Genomic DNA, 17,031 nt, shown 5'->3' on the forward strand with positions numbered 1-17,031 from the left:
GCGGAGGCCACCAGATGGCGTTAAATCTCTTTTCACAGCTTCCCGAAGCGGGTGCGCGTAACGAAGCGGAAATCTTTGACGCGCTGCTCGCGGCACCAGGGCTCAAAATCGAGCGGATCCTCTCCACCGGCCAGGCCAGCCCGCCCGGTTTCTGGTACTGCCAGGCAGAAAACGAATGGGTGGTGGTGCTGCGCGGCTCGGCAGGCGTGAAATTCGAAGAAGAAGATGAGGTCAGGGTTTTGTATGCGGGGGATTCTCTGCACATCCCCGCGCAATGTCGGCACCGGGTGGAGTGGACCGATCCCGGGGAGCCGACGGTATGGCTGGCGATATTTTATGGCAATACAGATAGTCCTTAACTCTCGATTATTGCCGGTAAGTTGAACCGAAAACCAAAGTACCCCTATAGCAAGCACATAAAGAAAACCTTTATTTTCATATAAATAACAGTAACTTATTCACATCGTCTATGGCATTAATTGACTGGAAATTTCCGCAGGTTATTGGTTTATTGTTTGACGGCAATGAGCCTTAACTAATAAACGGAGTTTTCACAATGGCTATACCGGCGTACTTATGGCTTAAAGATGATGGCGGCGCTCATATCAAGGGGTCAGTAGATGTAAAAGATCGGGAAGGTAGTATTGAAATTCTCGCTTTTGGGCACGGACTGCATCTTCCGACAGATAATCTCACAGGAAAAATTACCGGAACGCGCGTTCACAGCCCTTTTAGCTTTCAAAAAGAATTTGATTCCGCCAGTCCCTACATCTACAAAGCGATAGCAAAAGGTCAGACATTAAAAAGCGCGGAATTTAAATGGTATCGGATAAATGATGCCGGTATGGAAGTTGAATACTTCAATATGTTGCTAGAAAATGTCAAGGTCGTCAGTTCTGCCCCTCATATGCTTGACATCAAAAACCCGATGACAGAAAAGCACAATCATTTAGAAAATGTATCCCTTCGATACGAGAAAATCACCTGGAAATATTGTGACGGCAACGTCCAGTTCTCTGATGCCTGGAACGAAAGATGATTCAATGTACGTTTCATCTTAACGGCGGCCAGTTATCAACGCTGAACTGCCCGGGGATTGGTTTTTTTCCTGCTTACTCAGGTAATAAAGGATTTCACAGAAACAATCCCGATTCAGTTGCGAAACCTAAAAGAGGTCCTCTTCCTCCAGGTAAATACTACATCGTTACCAGACCGACGGGCGGATTACTTTCCCGATGGGATGATGCAATAAAAGGGCTAAGAAGCGGATCCGATCGCGACCTTTGGTTTGCTTTGTACCGGGAGGACAGTCTTATCGATGACACTACCTTCATAAATGAAGTGGAAAGAGGCCACTTTCGTTTGCACCCTGCTGGCAGTTCAGGAAACAGCGATGGCTGCATTACATTACCAAACCATGCTGATTATCGGATACTTATGTTCGCTTTGTATCGTTCTCCCGCCATGATGATTACGGCGCAACTAAAAGCTTTTGGAATAATACAGGTATATTGATGAAACCCATTACCTATGTATGGATATGGCTTACAGAACTACTGACCGTGTCAGTCATTTACAGTGTTATGTGTTTCTTCATGCCTGATGAAGCTATTTTTGACTGGTATGAGGAAAGGTACGGCTTTGTTATCGAAACCAAATGGTACGACTGGTACACCTTGATCCTTTATATCATTGCAATTGCATTGACTTCAGGGCTCATATGGCTGACCGCGTATTTGTCCAGGAAAAGACGTGCGGTAGATCTTCTGAAATGAAGCAAATGTAATAAAAAAACCGCCTTGCGGGGCGGTTTCACGACACTGCTTATTGCTTTGATTATTCTTGTCTTTCCCATGGTAGCCGGAGTGGGACTTGAACCCACACAGCGCGAACGCCGAGGGATTTTAAATTCTACGCAGGATCAATGAGTTACATAGCAGCGCATTGCGAAACTTTGCTGTAATTGTTTACTCATTTGACTGTAATTGGCAGTAAATAGATAGACTTGGATAACGTTGAGCACAGAAAAAACACAGGAGAACAGTTTCCTGCCTGAGAATGTATTAAAGAATGATGATGTGAAGCGCCATGGGGCTACCGGCGTTGTAAGATGATGTGCAATCTAAGTCTTCAACTAAGAAAAGTTCGGTTTATTCAACAAAGCCCCGCTACGAGCAACCCATAACATACACGCGGGGCTTCGATCATGAACTCAGTGGACAATTTAACTACTCATGTGGTCTTCCATTTTTCCATGTGCGGAGAAATAGATTTTGCTGCGCACATACTCCCAGCATTCAGGCTTCTTCGCCCACTCTGAAATCATCCTGCCATTCGCGGATTCGTTCAGAAGACTATTCACCCGATGGGCTAAGCTGACAAGGCGGTTGCCCATCGTTTCCTCAATGCCCTGTTGATTCCAGATCTCTGCAAGATCCGTTTGGTTGCCATAAAGATGTGAATAGGCGGCCACGGTATAGGCGGCAATATTCGACTTAAATGCGGGGAAAAGTGAATTAATCAACTTATAGGCTTTCTTATAAATAATGGCCTGCGCGATGTAATTTTTAAAACTCTCAATGTTTAGTTCATCCCCATAACGCTCAGTATCCTTGTCGATCATCGTCATTAATGCGGCAAAGTTCTTCTGTCCGCCGAGGCTGACTAAATCCGGACGCTGGAGCCAGGCACAATGATATTTTGCGAAATCTGTTTTCGTTATCCGGCGAGAGGCAGGAATCGCATCTTTTAACCGCTTGATTCCAGAGGGTGTTTTACCTTCCCGTTCCAGCATAACCTTATAACTGCCGTTCGCTCGCTCGTAAAACCAACGGCTGTATCCGTCCGGGCAATACACCGTGTTTGCCATTTTTTCCAGCTGTACATGTACCGGTCGATTGGCTGACAGATCGGAAATATTGACTTTATTCTGGCTATTCGAGAAGCGCGAAATATCCGCAATTAGCATCTCTTCTTGTGCATTATTCGTCTGTTTCAGCACAATGACTTTTGCGGGTACACGCACGTTACGCAGATTGGTTGCCGGGAATTTCTTTTTGGTGAAAAACATAGAAGCCGTCGTCTGCCCACCGTTGACAATCTGCATCCCCTGCATCCACGCAATACCAGGACCACCTCCCGGCGCTTCGCCAAGCCTGACCTGATCGGCAACAATCACAATACCGTTGTTATAAGCCATAAAACGCTCAGGCTGCTCGCGTAAAGTGTCACGAATCCCTTTGTTGACTTTCCCCGTCTGGCTCAGAAATGAGCGAACGTTCGCTTCCAGAATCCGGTTGCCATATTTTTCATAGATAAATCGCAGCGTCTCGCCCGGAACCACCGTCAGCGCATAATCATATTCACCCATTTCATCCGGGATCCAGACACAGGGGAGTGCGCCCCCCGCCACCTCATCAAAATTAACCTGCAGTTCGTCGCGTGGCTTACCTTCCTGCCAGTGGTTAAACAGGCGGACAATGTCCATAACCTCTAATTTAATGGTTTTACCGGCCACATCGCGGGACTGATACCAGCGGGTTTTCACCTGACCATCGGTCAGAACATAAATTCTGATTTGCTCCAGTTCCGCGTAGGACTGTTCGATGGTCGTCACCAGTTGCCAGGCATCATTGGACTGATCGAGCGTGGATGATAATTTACCGTCAACGCACTTCTGCAAAAATTGAATGCAGTGACCGGCAATCGCTTTTGTCTCAGCATCCGGGATGTGACAAAGCTCGTCGCTACCGTGATAAATGCTGACAAAAAGGTCAAGTTGATCGCCATCTTCTGAGAAGGCATAACCGCTGAGACGCACATTGTGTCCACTGACTTTCGCCATAAAGTGACACGTCTCGGCATCATCGAATGTCATGCCGATATCGGCCATATGACGCATAACAATATCGGTAAAAATCAGTTCCGGAAAAGGCGACTCAACCCCAGGCTGAGCCATTTGATCCTGATATTCCTTGCGAATCTCATTCTGCGTTTGACGTAAAAAATCAATAAGTTCCATGCGGTAATCCTGCAAAGTCTGACAAGCAATGGTTAAAATTTTGAGCCTGAGGAATAAGTGTCTGGAGTTCGAGTTGATAGCACGCACTCACCACCGGCAACGGGACATTGGCATGCGTCAAAGAGGGAAAATCCGCTTCAATCGGAAGTGCAAACGCCTCTGTCAGCAAGAAATGACGTGTATAGAATTCAGCATGTTCAGTGAAATATCCGACGTGGCAAAGCGATCCCTCAAAAAGACAGGCCGCCGGAGCGTTTCCCTCAAACCGATGACGAAGACTGTAAATGAGGTCATTCAGGGTCGCGCCGGTGGGATGCTCGCTGAAGCGCAAACCGCACAACATGAGCGAGCCAGGCCGCTGCCAGTCCAGTTGTTCAAGCGCGTGGATGGTTACGCAAAAGCCCTGCTCTGCTGTGGTGCTTTTTACCTCAATGGCGCGTTCATCGAGTTCAAAATCCTGTAGGCCATGCTGCGGTCCTACCCATGCTTCGACTGCCGTTGACGGCGCAAGACCGCTCTCGATTAACCGCTCCAGACACGTCAATTCCCCGATTAACCCCACTTCTTCTTCATGACTGAGTGGACAGGTATCGCGCTCCATAAACGCCTGCCATAAACGAATCCGACGGAGCAGGGTTTCAAACAGACGCGGTTCAGAAACGTTCAGGAGCGAATGGAGAATATCCAGAATCATCGTCGTAAAGACATCCGCATTCCCCGTTTGCTGACGACGGATCATCAAACCGTTCTGCCGCCCCTCCTCTGTTCCGGTCATCTCAACGCGAAATCCTTTACAGGACGGCAGCGCCGTCGACCCCGGCGAAAGAGGATGAGGAAACACGGCAATCAGCATTTCTTCATTATCAGGCTGACGACGCCCGGCATGAAAGCTACAGCCCTGGTGCGTAAAAAGCCGAATCCCGCGCCAGCCCTGAGCGCCGGGCTGTTCGTCTATCTGAGATCGATCTAAGGCTTTCCAGGCCGCCAGCAGATCATCTTTACTCAGCCGCACCATACTCTTGCTCCCACAGTACGTTGTTCACTTTGTACTCCACCGTTACCCCACTGCGGCTTCCCGGAAAACTGATGCCAAAAGCCACCACCGGCAAGGCATCGTCCTGATGTTCCGCTGCCGACAACGCCTGTTGCGGGTCCAGTAAGTAAATGAGCAGTAGCCCTTTTTGACGCTGTGCCGGGATGTCGTTTATGCCAAATCCTTTGATCCGACGCAGTACTACGCCACCAGGAATGACGGGCTCCTCTCGCCCTTCATTGCGTCCGGGATCGGCATGAAAAATACGCTGCGTTTCGGCCAACGCGGCAAGCCAGGTCGATTCATCGCAGTCAATCCCTTCATCGCGTGGGGAAAGTAAACGGCCAATAGAATAGCGGTCAGTGACCCCCTCAGACGCTTTACGCATCATAAGCGGGACGGGGAAGCCACAGACAGCATGATGACGATCGACGCCCCCCCCTATCACCGCCACCGTCCATTGGGTGAGTTCATCAACACGATTCATCCGCGTAATGAAATCCGCCAGCAGTTTGCTGTTGGCTTTCCTGGCCTGAGCGTGGGTTTCATATTCCGTTAAGAAATCAATGATCGGCTCGGGAGAGACGTTTTGCCAAATGACCCCTTTCCATTTTTCAATCTTCTCTGCGCGCCGTCTCTCAGGGATCGGCGCGCCAGAACCGACACGCCCGGTCAGATGCTGGAAGGCCGCGTAGTTACGCTTGTGGTACTCCGGTTCTTTAAACAACGAAATCGTTTCGACCACCGTGCCACTGAAAGAGAGCCATAGTGAGCGCGCGCTACGCATTTTTAAAGGGGATGTCACCATTAACACGGGGTGTGATTTCACTTTTAGCCCGAAATCACGCGGGGTTCCGCCGCTGGCGACCATATTGTCAAACTCTTCCCGCAGCTCTTCTGAGGCATCCGCAATGTGCTCAAACCATTCAATCAGCTCATCGGTGGTATACAGCCGACATACATCCAGATATCCCTGTCGATAGCCAAACCAGCGCCCCATCTGCATTAACGTGTCATACATGCGGGAGGCGCGTAAGAAATAACTGGTGCATAATCCCTCAAGTGTTAGCCCTCGAGCCAGTTTGTCTCCGCCAATAGCAATGACTTTTAAGCCTGTCGCACTGTCCGAATAATCAAGCGCATCCTTCGCCGTTCCGTTTATCATTCGTACCGACACGTTTTCGATCACGGTATACAGCTTGTCGACGATCTCCCGCCACGCAAAGGCGTCGTCCGGAATCTGCTGCGGCATGACGTCGCGAATCGTCTGACCAGTCGGCAAAAAGTCGGCCTGCCAGAGTGATTCAAGCTGATGTAAAAAAGGCTCGTGTCCAATCCTTCGCGTCAGTCGCTGTCTCACGTCCTGAATGTAGGCGTCAATATGCTCATAAACGACCGATTGCACTTTATTGAAGCGGGTCACATGGACCAGCATCGAACTGTGTTTATCTACATGACCGCGTAATTCTCTGACACAGCACGCCAGCAAAAAGCTATCGATGGCGTGTTTTAACGAGTCCGGGAAATGGGTTAGCGTATCGAGTGTGGGATAGTGCGAGCTCTTATGAGAAACCGGCATCCACCCTCTTTTTCCGTCATCGCTGCAATGATCGCTCACACGCCTGATCAAAGGCAGTTCACCGGTCCGCCCTTCCGCGGCGGCACGACCAAATACCCTCGCCGGGCCGATGTAATTAGAAGGTGCGCCGAGGTTAATGATAAAGGCGGAAGGGAACAAATCCGGGCCTTCATCACGCGTTTCATTGCTCTCGTGAATAAAAATATTGGCAAAGGGCGTGGCAGTATAGCCGACATACGCCTTACGGCTGAACTGCATCAAAAGCTTACGAATCAGGCTATTGATTGCCGTTGGCTGATGTTCAGCATCCGGTTTTCCATCGTCATCGTAGACGATTTCCCCCGTATCAACTGAGGCATTATCCGCTTCATCATCAATCATCAGCAGCGGTAATTCCGAAACAAAACGCTTTCCGGTGACGGGGTCAACGCTGGTGGCAACATGGTTCTCAATCCAGGTATGCAGGCGTTTCAGAATAGATTTATTTTTCTTTACCACGAACAACCAGGGCCGTTGCTCGGGGCTGATTCCCAGATTCTTAGCCACTCCGGCACTGAAGTCGCCCTTTTCAGATCGGTTGGTGACGTAATTGGGACGAATGACGGGATCGCTATCAATATCGCCTACCCCAATGATGGTCACTTTTTCTCTGAGTGGACTCGTCTCGTAGCCAAGAAATCCTTCATCCAGACGCATTTGGGTCTGCGAGCGGAGGTTATTATGCAAACCCGCAAGCACAATGATTATTTTATATCCCGCATCCGCGGCTTTACAGATTAGACCGGTATAGTGGCTGGTTTTCCCCGACTGAACATGGCCGACCACCAGACCACGCCGGTCCCAGCGCCCTTCCCGCCCTGGCTGCTCAAGTAATCCCAGAACACGATCCGTAGAACGGTCAAGGGTATCCAGGACTCCCCAAGGCATCGTTTTACCAAGCCATTGGCGATAGCGATGCCAGTAGCGCCACTCGCGTTTCGCATCTGCGGTCAGCCAAGGATGATGTCCTTCATTATTACTCAGAGAAGTATCTTCGCCCATCCAGATGCTATAACGGCGGATCAACTCTTCGACCAAAACCTCCCGGTTATCAAGGCGGCTCCACTCCGGTTTCATCTGACAAACCATGTCAATATGTTGGCGCAGAATGCCAGGGGAGATCGTGCTTTTATCCTGGCCTTGCAGGAGCGTTTGCACAATCTGCAATACACTCAGTTGCGTGTCATCCAGGGGATTCAGACTCATAGCGATTTCTCTTGTTGATCGTCGGGGAGTTGTGCAATTAATTCGGGATAATTATCGAAAGGTTCCATATTTTGCAGATGCTGTTTCGCCAGTGCCGGTGACATCGCCTGCTGACCAACCAGGGTCTGGTACATGACCTGCAATACGGATAACACCTCTGCGGGCGGCGCGGTTTCAAAGCCTGTCCGCGGCGTCTCTTTTGTCTCAGCCGTATCAAGCCAGATTTGCTGAACCGGAACGGTTTCCTCAATCAGTCTTATCATGGCCTGAATTTGTGGGGATAACTCACCAGCCTGCGAGAGGACATTGCTGATGACAGGATGTTGTAACGAAATCTGGTAACGAACACCTGATGACGTCTTCTGCGCCTGCCAGAGATGAACGAGTTCCTCACCGGGTTTGCGCTTATTCATTTTCCCGCGTTTGGCAAATGTCTTTACCGCACGATCGCGTGTTGATTGCGCCAGCTGAGTTAACCAAGGACGCAGCGAAACCGGTGGGCGCGCCATCGATTTACGAATATCAATCTTCCAGTCTATGTCGGCATCATTAGGGATATCCAGACGGATCCGCGCAAGGCGGTGGGTTTCATCTTTCGTCCAGGCCCGGGGATTTCCAAGTCCAAGCCAGTTGCCCGCCACCAGCAATCGCTCATTCCGGTATACATAAAATCCTTGCTGAGCCGTCCAGCCTGCCGGTCCTTGAGCCTGTTGATACTCCTGCGTCGTCAGGTGATCCTGATGCGGCAGAACATGACACTCCACCTTCACGGCAGGAGCGCCTGGCGCCATTGCCGAAGGCGAATGCCAGGGCTTGGAAGGATGCCCGCTGAGAAAGGGATCCCAGGCTTTAATTTTGCGACCATTGAGGGTGAGAGTGAGTCGGGGAGCGTTCCCCTCAAGGAATCGGTGAAATACCATCGCCAGATGTTGTTCAACGCCATCCATCAGATTGAGGAAATCTTTCTCACCGTAGCCGGGAGTGACAATTCGGTCTAAAACGCCCCACAGCACCACCGTACCGTGGGAGTCAGGTTCCGCATTTGCTAACGCCTCCTGACTCCCTGGGTCAGCACCTTCAAGCAAATACCAACCGTCGTCCGTACTGGCGGCGAGAATGTCCAGATCCCACCGCAGGATGGTCGTTATCCCCTCTTTTTTAGAGGAGACCGTCAGGCGACGACATTGCGAAAAGGAGGCGGTTTTGAGTCCAAGACCGAAGCGGCCCAAATCGTGTCCTGAGCGCTTTGTCAGCGGATTTTTGACCCCCAGCCGCATCGCAACATCCAGTTCAGCGGCCGACATGCCGCAACCATTATCCCGAACCACGATAAAGCTATCCGACTCACGCCAGTGAAAAGTCAGATCGACCTTACGAGCACCAGCACTAATGCTGTTGTCGATGATATCAGCCAGTGCGGTGGCGGTGTTGTAACCAAGCCCTCGTAGAGCTTCGATCATAATGGCTGCATTCGGTGGCGCATGGCGCATGGTCGTCATTCTTCTTCTTCCTGCATCTCGCTCAACGCGGTTTCCCATTCTTCGACGAAGCCGCCTAATTTCGACGCCCGGCTGTGATGACGGAGCTTACGGAGCGCTTTGGCTTCTATCTGACGTATCCTTTCTCGCGTGACATCAAACTGTTTACCCACCTCTTCCAGCGTGAAATCTTGCGCCATACCGATGCCAAAACGCATTTTTATGATCTGTGTTTCGCGTGGCAACAGCGTATTCAGAACCGATGAAATATGTTCTCTTAGCTCCAGAGACTGAACGGGAGCACTAGTGAAATCCCTTCTGGTCAGCAGCGCGTCTCCCGACAATGCTGCTTCGCGGTCCTGAGTGTCGTCATGAAAATCACCAATCAGCGCCGTCTGTTCTTCATATTTAGCCATCCGAAGAAGTTGACGCTCTGGCAGGTCGGTCATTTCCTGCAACCGTTTGAGGGTGGGCGTTATCCCTTGGCGATGCAGCAACTGCTCCCGACTGCTCCGCCAGCGCCTGAATTGCTCATAGAAGTGAACGGGTAAACGGATGAGCTGCGCCTGATCGGCAATTGCACGGGTGATCTTCTGGCGGATCCACCAGGAGGCATAAGTGGAGAATTTAAATCCACGCCGATAGTCGAATTTTTCAACGGCCTTGATCAAGCCCAGATTACCTTCCTGGATCAGGTCCTCGATATCTAATCCTCGCCCGCAGTGTTTTTTCGCAATCGCGACCACAAGACGTAAATTGGCGTGGATTAACCCTTCCCATGCGTCTCTGTAACTACGGACATACAGACTGATATTATGGCATTCATCAGGGATGAGCGTTTGGGCGCGCTCGACTATCTGCTGCAGGTCACGGTACTCCGGGCGAGGGGTATGATTATCCTGGTACTCTTCAGCTTTCCCACTTCTCAGCAGAATGAGCAGATCGTTAAAGGTGATGGCGTCATCGTCATCGGCTGCGGAAGAGATTTCCTCATCCGCTTCTTCCGCGTCGTCATCCTCTTCAGTAATCTCAGGCGATGTCGCGGGAAGGCAATTCGGATGCAGCAACTGTAGATATTCTGCTTCGGGTAATCTCGCCAGGATCGTCATCAAGTTGATAAGCGCCGTATCCATGCGCTGCCCGAGTCGCTCTTCCTTTGTTTTATCGACGACATCCCATTGGCGAATGTCCACAAGATAACGTTCAAAGATGCCGGACTGCCGCAATGCACCGAAAGCGTCAAACCAGGGCTCGAGATCATCACTCGCCGCTAATTCCCCACAGGCATCACTTTCCGGGAAAGCATCATCGCCATCCACAATCAAAGGTAAGTCCTTGATCAATGCCTCTACGCTGAGCCGGAATTCAGGCCACGGCATGCCGAAATCATCTTCCCCGGCAGACCGGATGTCACGCACAGAGACACGACCGACATCAAGTGCGCTAGTGAGCAACGTTGAGAAATGGGGATAATTTTGCGGAGAGTGAGAAACTGGCGTCGGCGGGTCAGGAAGGAAGAGTTCAATATCGATCCACTCAGCTGCGTTATCTATCGGGCGATAGCGGGATAATAATTGCTGAGCCTCAGCGGAAGCGTGTCGTAATGTCAGATTATCTTCGGCGGGTTCCGATTCGATTTCAGCATCCCACTGCATAAAATCCATTGCGTCTTCGGTTTCGGGAGGTTCTGTTTCGACATCGGCTTCAATTACAAGCTCAACGTTTGCCTCATCATCTAGCCCCCCTGCTAGTTGCTGCCCGTCAGGCGGAGGAGATTGCCGATAACGAGCTAACAGATCACGCAGCGTTTGCTCCTGCGCGAGGTCACTGGCGCAAAACCCAAGGTTGTTTTGATGTTCAACATCAACACCCGCACGCAACAACATTTCGCAAATAGCGAAATGCCCATTCTGGGCCGCAATCATCAATGGGCTATTTCCCAGAGAATCTCGTGAATCTTTCGGCAATCCCCTGCTGAGATGGTAATCCTCCCGAAAAAGCAGTGTGTTCATAAGTAGAATTTTCTCGTAATCTCAACTGAGGAGATCTCTATGAAAAAATCACGTTTCACCGACAGCCAAATCATGACCATTCTGAAACAGGCTGAAGCCGGAACACCGGTCCCTGAGCTGTGCCGGGAACATGGCTTCAGCAGCGCCAGCTTCTATAAATGGCGGTCAAAGTTTGGCGGGATGGATGCCTCTCTGATGGCGCGTCTCAAAGAACTGGAAGATGAAAATCGGCGTCTTAAGAAAATGTATGCCGAAGAGCGACTTAAAGCTGAAGTTATTCAGGAAGCTATGTCAAAAAAGTGGTGAGGCCATCTCAACGCCGACAGATGGCCAGACACGCCGTCAGCACGCAGCAAATCAGTATCCGCCTGGCCTGCCAGATTTTTTCTGTCAGTGAAACGTGCTATCGATATCTGCCACGTCTTTCTGTAGAAAATCAGCGTATTGCTGGCTGGCTACTGCGCATTACAGGCAGCCAGCGGAACTGGGGTTTTGGTTTGTGCTTTTTGTACCTGCGTAATGTGAAAGGTTTTCGCTGGAACCATAAACGCGTTTATCGAATTTACTGCGAATTATCACTGAATATGCGGATCAAACCTAAAAAGAGGCTGAAGCGTGATAAGCCAGAGCCGCTTGCGGTGCCGGAATACAGCAACGAATGCTGGTCAATGGACTTCATGCATGATCAGCTTTCAGATGGCCGTTCAGTTCGGCTTTTGAACATTATTGATGACTTCAACCGGGAAGCCCTGGCAATAGAAGTGGACTTCTCGCTGCCGTCCAGTCGGGTAAAACGCACACTTGAGCAGATCATTGAATGGCGAGGTAAACCCGCCGCAATCAGATGTGACAACGGCCCGGAATACACGAGCCACGAATTAATAAACTGGGCGGAGGATAACGGAATAAAACTCAACTTTATTCAGCCGGGAAATCCGCAACAAAACGCTTATATTGAGCGCTATAACCGGACAGTGCGTTATGACTGGCTGGGGCAGTATTTATTTTGTTCGCTGGATGAATTACAACGCTACGCGACAGAATGGCAGTGGTTTTATAATCACGAAAGGCCGAATATGGCACTGGGTGGTTATACGCCAAGACAACATGAGCTGCGCACAGCCTAAGTTCTACTATTGACCTCTGCTAAAAATGGGGGGATTACCGTATTATATCGTTTTCGAAAAGACTGTATTGCTCTAAACCTTCGACATTCCCGCCAGCAATAAAAACAGGGTTGTCAGAATGGATGGAGTCCCTAGTTGTGTCCGAAATTCGAACAATCCGTATCCCTTCCTCTGCATATAATGATGAATTAAATGCATAGCCTTTTTTATATGTAACCACTTCACCAAGATAACTTTCACTCCACCCCTTAGGCACCATAACCTAACTCCCTCAGATAACCCGCCATCTCAGTTTCCAGCTTAGCCAGTTCCACTTTCAATTGCTCACGTTCGGCATGTACGGCACGTATATCAATCTCGTCCTCTTCCTCAAAGGTATCGACATAACGAGGGATATTGAGGTTATAGTCGTTGTCCTGAATCTCCTTCAGGCTGGCGAGATAGGCGTATTTCTCGACGTTATCGCCATCACGGTAGGTCTTGACGATTTTCTCAATGTTTTCTTCGCTGAGCTGATTCTGGTTTTTACCTGCCTTGAATTCGCGGCTGGCATCGATAAACAGCACCTTATCATCTACTTTCTGCTTTTTGAAAATCAGAATCGCAGCCGGAATCCCCGTACCGTAGAACAATTTCTCTGGTAGACCAATCACCGCATCCAGCAGATTTTCATCAATCAGTTTCTGCCTAATTTTGCCTTCGCTGGAGCCACGGAACAGCACACCGTGTGGTACCACCACGCCCATCCGACCCGTTCCCGGTTTCAGGGTTTCTATCATGTGTGAGATAAAGGCGTAATCTCCTTTAGTCTTCGGCGGTACACCGCGACGGAAACGACCAAACTTATCATTCTCGGCCTCGTCATGACCCCACTTATCCAGGCTGAACGGTGGGTTTGCGGTCACGATATCAAACAGCATCAGGTCGCCATTTTTATCGAGCAGCTTCGGGTTACGAATGGTATCGCCCCACTCGATTTTGTGGTTGTCTTCGCCATGCAGGAACATGTTCATTTTCGCCAGCGACCACGTGGAGCCAATCGCTTCCTGACCGAACAAAGCATAGTTACGGCTGTCATGCCCGGAGACAATCTTACGCCCGCACTTCATTAACAACGAACCAGAACCACAGGCCGGATCACAAATGGTATCACCCGGTTGCGGATCAAGCAGTTCAGCAATCAGGTCCGAGACTTCCGGCGGGGTATAGAATTCCCCGGCTTTCTGCCCACCGCTGGCGGCAAAGTTTTTAATCAGATATTCATAGGCATTACCGATGACGTCCAGCTTACCTACACGGCTTGGCTTGAGGTTAAGATCTTCACCGGCAAAGTCTTCCAGCAGCTGGCGCAGGATGGTGTTCTTCTGTTTTTCTTCACCCAGACGGTCGGTGTTAAACGAAATATCCTGGAACACGCTTTTCCCGGCATCTTTCAGTTTAGTGCCGTTGGCTTCTTCGATTGCATGCAGCGCCTGATCGATACGCTCACCGTTACCCGGCTCATGACGACGTTCATACAGCGCATAAAAGCTGGCACTTTTTGGCAGCACAAAACGCTCGTTAGCCATCATCGCTTCAATCAGCTCCGGCGCATCGCCATACTGTTCTTTGTATTCGTCATAGTGATCCTGCCAGACATCCGAAATGTACTTGAGGAACAGCATGGTAAGGATAAAGTCTTTGTAAGTATCAGCACTGATGGTGCCACGGAACGTATCGCACGCGGCCCACAGGGCCTTGTTGATCGTGTCCTGACTGATTTTGTCGTTCATGAATCATCCTGGTATGAAGAAAAGCTAGCGATGCAGGGCTTTGCATCGTAAAAAATTGTGGTAAATGATACCTCAAGAAACGCCCCTGGACACACCTGAATCACAGTATCTTTACGGGAATTGTCCACCTGATACCGACAGATGACTTACTAATCCCCTCATGTTTACAAGTTAATAAATTCTAATGATATTAGCAGGATAGACTCAATGTAAGCTATGGTGTAAAACTGCCGTTGGGGTAAATAGCCTACTCATGCTCTTGTAATCAAAGCACTACCTTGCAAACCTTCATCAGTAAAAGGGTATCTGACCTAAATAAACGGGGCACATTATGTTTGAAAACTTTCTTGAACACCCTAAACGAGAACAAAAAAACGCTAACCTTCTCGCTAAATATCAGAATGATATTGACAAATTATCCGAAATTTTCACTGAGGATGATTTACTACACCTGATGACACAAGAACAACCGGATGGAACGCGTAAGATGCGCCCGTCATTATCCTCTATCGAGATATTCTCGCCATCCGCATTAATGTCCAATCAGATTAATTTTTTTCAGCATACCGATTACCTTGAGAAATGGTGTGCGCTACAACGCAAGGAGTTCGAGACATTGGCTATTAATATCTATGGCCGTAAATCGATTAAACAAAATAAAATCCCAGCTAAAACCCTAAAGGAAATTGACGAATTCCTGGAGGTATTTATTGATAAGGCATCCAAAGACCCGACACATCCGATTCTCACATTACTAAATATTCTTGATACACTTGCGGATGAAAATACATATCAAAATAACAAACCCTACATCCGGAATGGTAAGTTTTCAATATCCATTCATAATACAGCACTCAAAATTGCCCACAGAAGAATCGTAACCTATATCAAATCATCGGATTTCACTAATTCACTCCCGAAAGTTTCAAATCTGGAAGCCCAGGACACCGCCCTCCTTTTCTTTGCAAGATTTTGTGATGAATTTTATTTTCACTTTTTATTGCAAATATTAGACAAGATGAAAAACTCCGGGCTTATCAAAGATAATTACCTCAACCACCCCGCCATGTTTCAATTGATTACTCTTGCAATGTTACCCCATGAGGTCATGCAACACTTTGTTAATGAAAAAGACGATGCAATTACATTAACCAGCCCCGACCGATTTGTTATTGATGAAACCATTCCCCGCAACAAAGAAAACATGACAGGAATACAAAAAAACATAAACCAGATTTTACACAAGACCTATATTTACATTGCACTACTTTTATTTCCCAAATGGAAACCCACAGCCAAAGAAATCATCCTTTTCCTTGAAGGTAAGAGTAAAACTGTTAAGGGATTGTTAGATCTAAAATCGACAGCACTGGGACTAAGTTCACAGATTAACGATGTAGGTCGTCTCAGCAAAGAGGAATATGTCACCCGATTACTATCACTTGCTCAGACTATATAAACTCATAGCGTCACAACCCACAGAGAATGGCCTCTGTAGATAAAAAGCTCAGTTTTAAATTGAAATGATGAACTGTGAAAACGACAACTCGTAATTAGCTCCCCTGACATCGTATTTTTCCTGGCACACATTCACAGGAGAACTACGATGTCCATTATTGATCTGCGTTTCAGCACTAAATCACTTCAGCAACTGCCGCATCCGACGACTGGTTGTCAGGAATACCGTGATATTCACTGCCCCCATCTGAGGGCGCTGGTCTATCCCAATCAAATCACGCTGGCGTTTCGGGCGACCATCAACAATCAGCGCATTTATGAAACACTGGGCTCTTTTCCACTTCTCGGTGTGGAAGATGCCCGCCTGCACACCATAATTCTTCTTGGCAATAAAAAACGCCTTGCCATACAATCCCGCCGATATACCGTCGAGCAGGCTATCAACGACTTGTGGCTACCTGACATGCGGTTATATAAAAAAAGCCCACAGTCTGAGCTCTCAAAACTCCATCGCTATATCCGCCCCTTCTGGGGACAGCGTCGCCTGCGCGATATTACTGCCGGTGAAATCGAAAAATTCGCGGCTGACCTGCGTTCGACATTACGCCCGGCAACCATAAACCGCCTTCTGGCACTGCTTTCCAAGATATGCTCTCTGGCCGTACGTGCTGAATGGATAAACCATTCCCCCATGACCCACGTTCGTTATCTGAAAGAGAACAACGTCCGGTATCGCACCCTCTCTGTCACTGAAATCCCATTATTTATTGCTGCCGCTGAAGCACTGAATACGCCCGCTGCTGATGCCATATTGCTCGCACTCTATACCGGTATGCGCATTGGCGAAGTTTGTACCCTGAAATGGGAATACTGGCATCCTGATGAACAGCAATTGCTTCTCCCGGATACGAAATCAGGGCACCCATTCACCTGCCCGCTTGCAAATCCCGCAGTGGCTATTATTCAGCGACAGGCACAACTGGCACTCAGCACGACCTGGATTTTCCCACGCATTACCGACACGACTCGCAAGTTGAGCTATCCGCGTGAAACCTTTGCCCGTATCTGTCGGGACGCCCATATAGAAAACCTGCGCATGCATGACCTTCGCCGGACGTTTGCCACCCGTGTGCTACAGGCAACCAGCGATATCGCCATGGCTTCCCGTTTACTGAATCACCATTCACTCACTGCGACCCGCCGCTATGCATTTCATAATGCAGCGGACTCTCAGGCGGTCGTAACACAAGTTGTTGATGCATATAAATAAAAAAACTGACTGAATGAGCTGTGAGTTTTTTGGCGT

13 protein-coding genes are annotated in these 17,031 nt (G+C 49.0%); 7 read left to right on the forward strand and 6 right to left on the reverse strand.

Translation table 11 applies throughout. The features are described 5' to 3' along the window. The first annotated feature begins 14 nt into the window (after positions 1 to 14). From FHN83_RS02510 to FHN83_RS02525, 4 genes are all read left to right on the forward strand, one after another. On the forward strand, positions 15 to 359 hold the full coding sequence (locus FHN83_RS02510) for a cupin domain-containing protein (protein ID WP_139563160.1): 345 nt from the start codon (positions 15 to 17) through the stop codon (positions 357 to 359). Positions 360 to 556: 197 nt separating this feature from the next. Continuing rightward, entirely contained in the window at positions 557 to 1,039 is a 483-nt protein-coding gene (locus tag FHN83_RS02515) for an Hcp family type VI secretion system effector (protein ID WP_139563161.1), read from the forward strand. Then, entirely contained in the window at positions 1,036 to 1,515 is a 480-nt protein-coding gene (locus FHN83_RS02520; RefSeq protein ID WP_072036697.1) for a DUF2778 domain-containing protein, read from the forward strand. Before FHN83_RS02515 ends, FHN83_RS02520 begins: the two co-directional genes overlap by 4 nt. After that, the gene (locus FHN83_RS02525; RefSeq protein ID WP_039030887.1) at positions 1,515 to 1,775 is read left to right on the forward strand and encodes a hypothetical protein; all 261 of its coding nucleotides are present in this window, start codon (positions 1,515 to 1,517) and stop codon (positions 1,773 to 1,775) included. The genes FHN83_RS02520 and FHN83_RS02525 overlap by 1 nt, the downstream gene beginning before the upstream one ends. Positions 1,776 to 2,224: 449 nt before the next feature. On the opposite strand, the gene mzaE is transcribed toward FHN83_RS02525, so the two are convergent. The 5 genes from mzaE to FHN83_RS02550 are packed head-to-tail and all read right to left on the reverse strand — an operon-like array spanning position 2,225 to position 11,368. Then, entirely contained in the window at positions 2,225 to 4,021 is a 1,797-nt protein-coding gene (gene mzaE, locus FHN83_RS02530) for an MZA anti-phage system associated AIPR family protein MzaE (RefSeq protein WP_059362293.1), read from the reverse strand. After that, entirely contained in the window at positions 4,008 to 5,036 is a 1,029-nt protein-coding gene (gene mzaD / locus FHN83_RS02535; protein WP_047741680.1) for an MZA anti-phage system associated PD-(D/E)XK motif protein MzaD, read from the reverse strand. The genes mzaE and mzaD overlap by 14 nt, the downstream gene beginning before the upstream one ends. Beyond that, positions 5,020 to 7,878, reverse strand: a complete 2,859-nt coding sequence (gene mzaC / locus FHN83_RS02540) for an MZA anti-phage system associated Z1 domain-containing protein MzaC (RefSeq protein ID WP_059362299.1) — start codon at positions 7,876 to 7,878, stop codon at positions 5,020 to 5,022. The genes mzaD and mzaC overlap by 17 nt, the downstream gene beginning before the upstream one ends. Then, on the reverse strand, positions 7,875 to 9,377 hold the full coding sequence (gene mzaB / locus FHN83_RS02545; protein WP_047741678.1) for an MZA anti-phage system associated ATPase MzaB: 1,503 nt from the start codon (positions 9,375 to 9,377) through the stop codon (positions 7,875 to 7,877). The genes mzaC and mzaB overlap by 4 nt, the downstream gene beginning before the upstream one ends. Beyond that, positions 9,374 to 11,368 carry a sigma-70 family RNA polymerase sigma factor gene (locus FHN83_RS02550; RefSeq protein WP_255296494.1) on the reverse strand — a complete coding sequence of 665 codons (1,995 nt, stop codon included), beginning with the start codon at positions 11,366 to 11,368 and terminating at the stop codon, positions 9,374 to 9,376. Before FHN83_RS02550 ends, mzaB begins: the two co-directional genes overlap by 4 nt. Before the next feature lie 39 nt (positions 11,369 to 11,407). On the opposite strand from FHN83_RS02550, the gene FHN83_RS02555 reads away from it, so the two are divergent. Further along, positions 11,408 to 12,495 (forward strand): IS3 family transposase gene (locus tag FHN83_RS02555; protein ID WP_088569307.1). Its coding sequence is split into 2 segments (ribosomal slippage): positions 11,408 to 11,660 and positions 11,660 to 12,495, totalling 1,089 coding nucleotides; the frame shifts between segments, so codons are not numbered across the junction. Between the two features lie 248 nt (positions 12,496 to 12,743). On the opposite strand, the gene FHN83_RS02565 is transcribed toward FHN83_RS02555, so the two are convergent. Continuing rightward, positions 12,744 to 14,267 (reverse strand): type I restriction-modification system subunit M, encoded by a 1,524-nt coding sequence (locus tag FHN83_RS02565; protein ID WP_139563163.1) that lies wholly within the window; start codon positions 14,265 to 14,267, stop codon positions 12,744 to 12,746. A 331-nt stretch (positions 14,268 to 14,598) separates the two neighbouring features. Here FHN83_RS02565 and FHN83_RS02570 point away from each other — a divergent pair, with 331 nt between their 5' ends. Both FHN83_RS02570 and FHN83_RS02575 read left to right on the forward strand, forming a co-directional pair. Next, on the forward strand, positions 14,599 to 15,726 hold the full coding sequence (locus tag FHN83_RS02570) for a hypothetical protein (RefSeq protein ID WP_139563164.1): 1,128 nt from the start codon (positions 14,599 to 14,601) through the stop codon (positions 15,724 to 15,726). A 147-nt stretch (positions 15,727 to 15,873) separates the two neighbouring features. After that, entirely contained in the window at positions 15,874 to 16,995 is a 1,122-nt protein-coding gene (locus tag FHN83_RS02575; protein ID WP_139563165.1) for a tyrosine-type recombinase/integrase, read from the forward strand. Positions 16,996 to 17,031 lie beyond the last annotated feature (36 nt).

This window comes from Leclercia adecarboxylata (assembly GCF_006171285.1).
In the GTDB taxonomy this organism is placed as follows: Bacteria; Pseudomonadota; Gammaproteobacteria; order Enterobacterales; family Enterobacteriaceae; genus Enterobacter; species Enterobacter barmai.

Coding starts and splice junctions, on each gene's coding strand:
- FHN83_RS02565 (WP_139563163.1), bottom strand. CDS start 14,267: ATGAACGACAAAATCAGTCAGGACACGATCAACAAGGCCCTGTGGGCC.
- mzaE (WP_059362293.1), bottom strand. CDS start 4,021: ATGGAACTTATTGATTTTTTACGTCAAACGCAGAATGAGATTCGCAAG.
- FHN83_RS02520 (WP_072036697.1), top strand. CDS start 1,036: ATGATTCAATGTACGTTTCATCTTAACGGCGGCCAGTTATCAACGCTG.
- FHN83_RS02550 (WP_255296494.1), bottom strand. CDS start 11,368: ATGAACACACTGCTTTTTCGGGAGGATTACCATCTCAGCAGGGGATTG.
- FHN83_RS02570 (WP_139563164.1), top strand. CDS start 14,599: ATGTTTGAAAACTTTCTTGAACACCCTAAACGAGAACAAAAAAACGCT.
- FHN83_RS02575 (WP_139563165.1), top strand. CDS start 15,874: ATGTCCATTATTGATCTGCGTTTCAGCACTAAATCACTTCAGCAACTG.
- mzaB (WP_047741678.1), bottom strand. CDS start 9,377: ATGACGACCATGCGCCATGCGCCACCGAATGCAGCCATTATGATCGAA.
- FHN83_RS02510 (WP_139563160.1), top strand. CDS start 15: ATGGCGTTAAATCTCTTTTCACAGCTTCCCGAAGCGGGTGCGCGTAAC.
- mzaD (WP_047741680.1), bottom strand. CDS start 5,036: ATGGTGCGGCTGAGTAAAGATGATCTGCTGGCGGCCTGGAAAGCCTTA.
- mzaC (WP_059362299.1), bottom strand. CDS start 7,878: ATGAGTCTGAATCCCCTGGATGACACGCAACTGAGTGTATTGCAGATT.
- FHN83_RS02515 (WP_139563161.1), top strand. CDS start 557: ATGGCTATACCGGCGTACTTATGGCTTAAAGATGATGGCGGCGCTCAT.
- FHN83_RS02525 (WP_039030887.1), top strand. CDS start 1,515: ATGAAACCCATTACCTATGTATGGATATGGCTTACAGAACTACTGACC.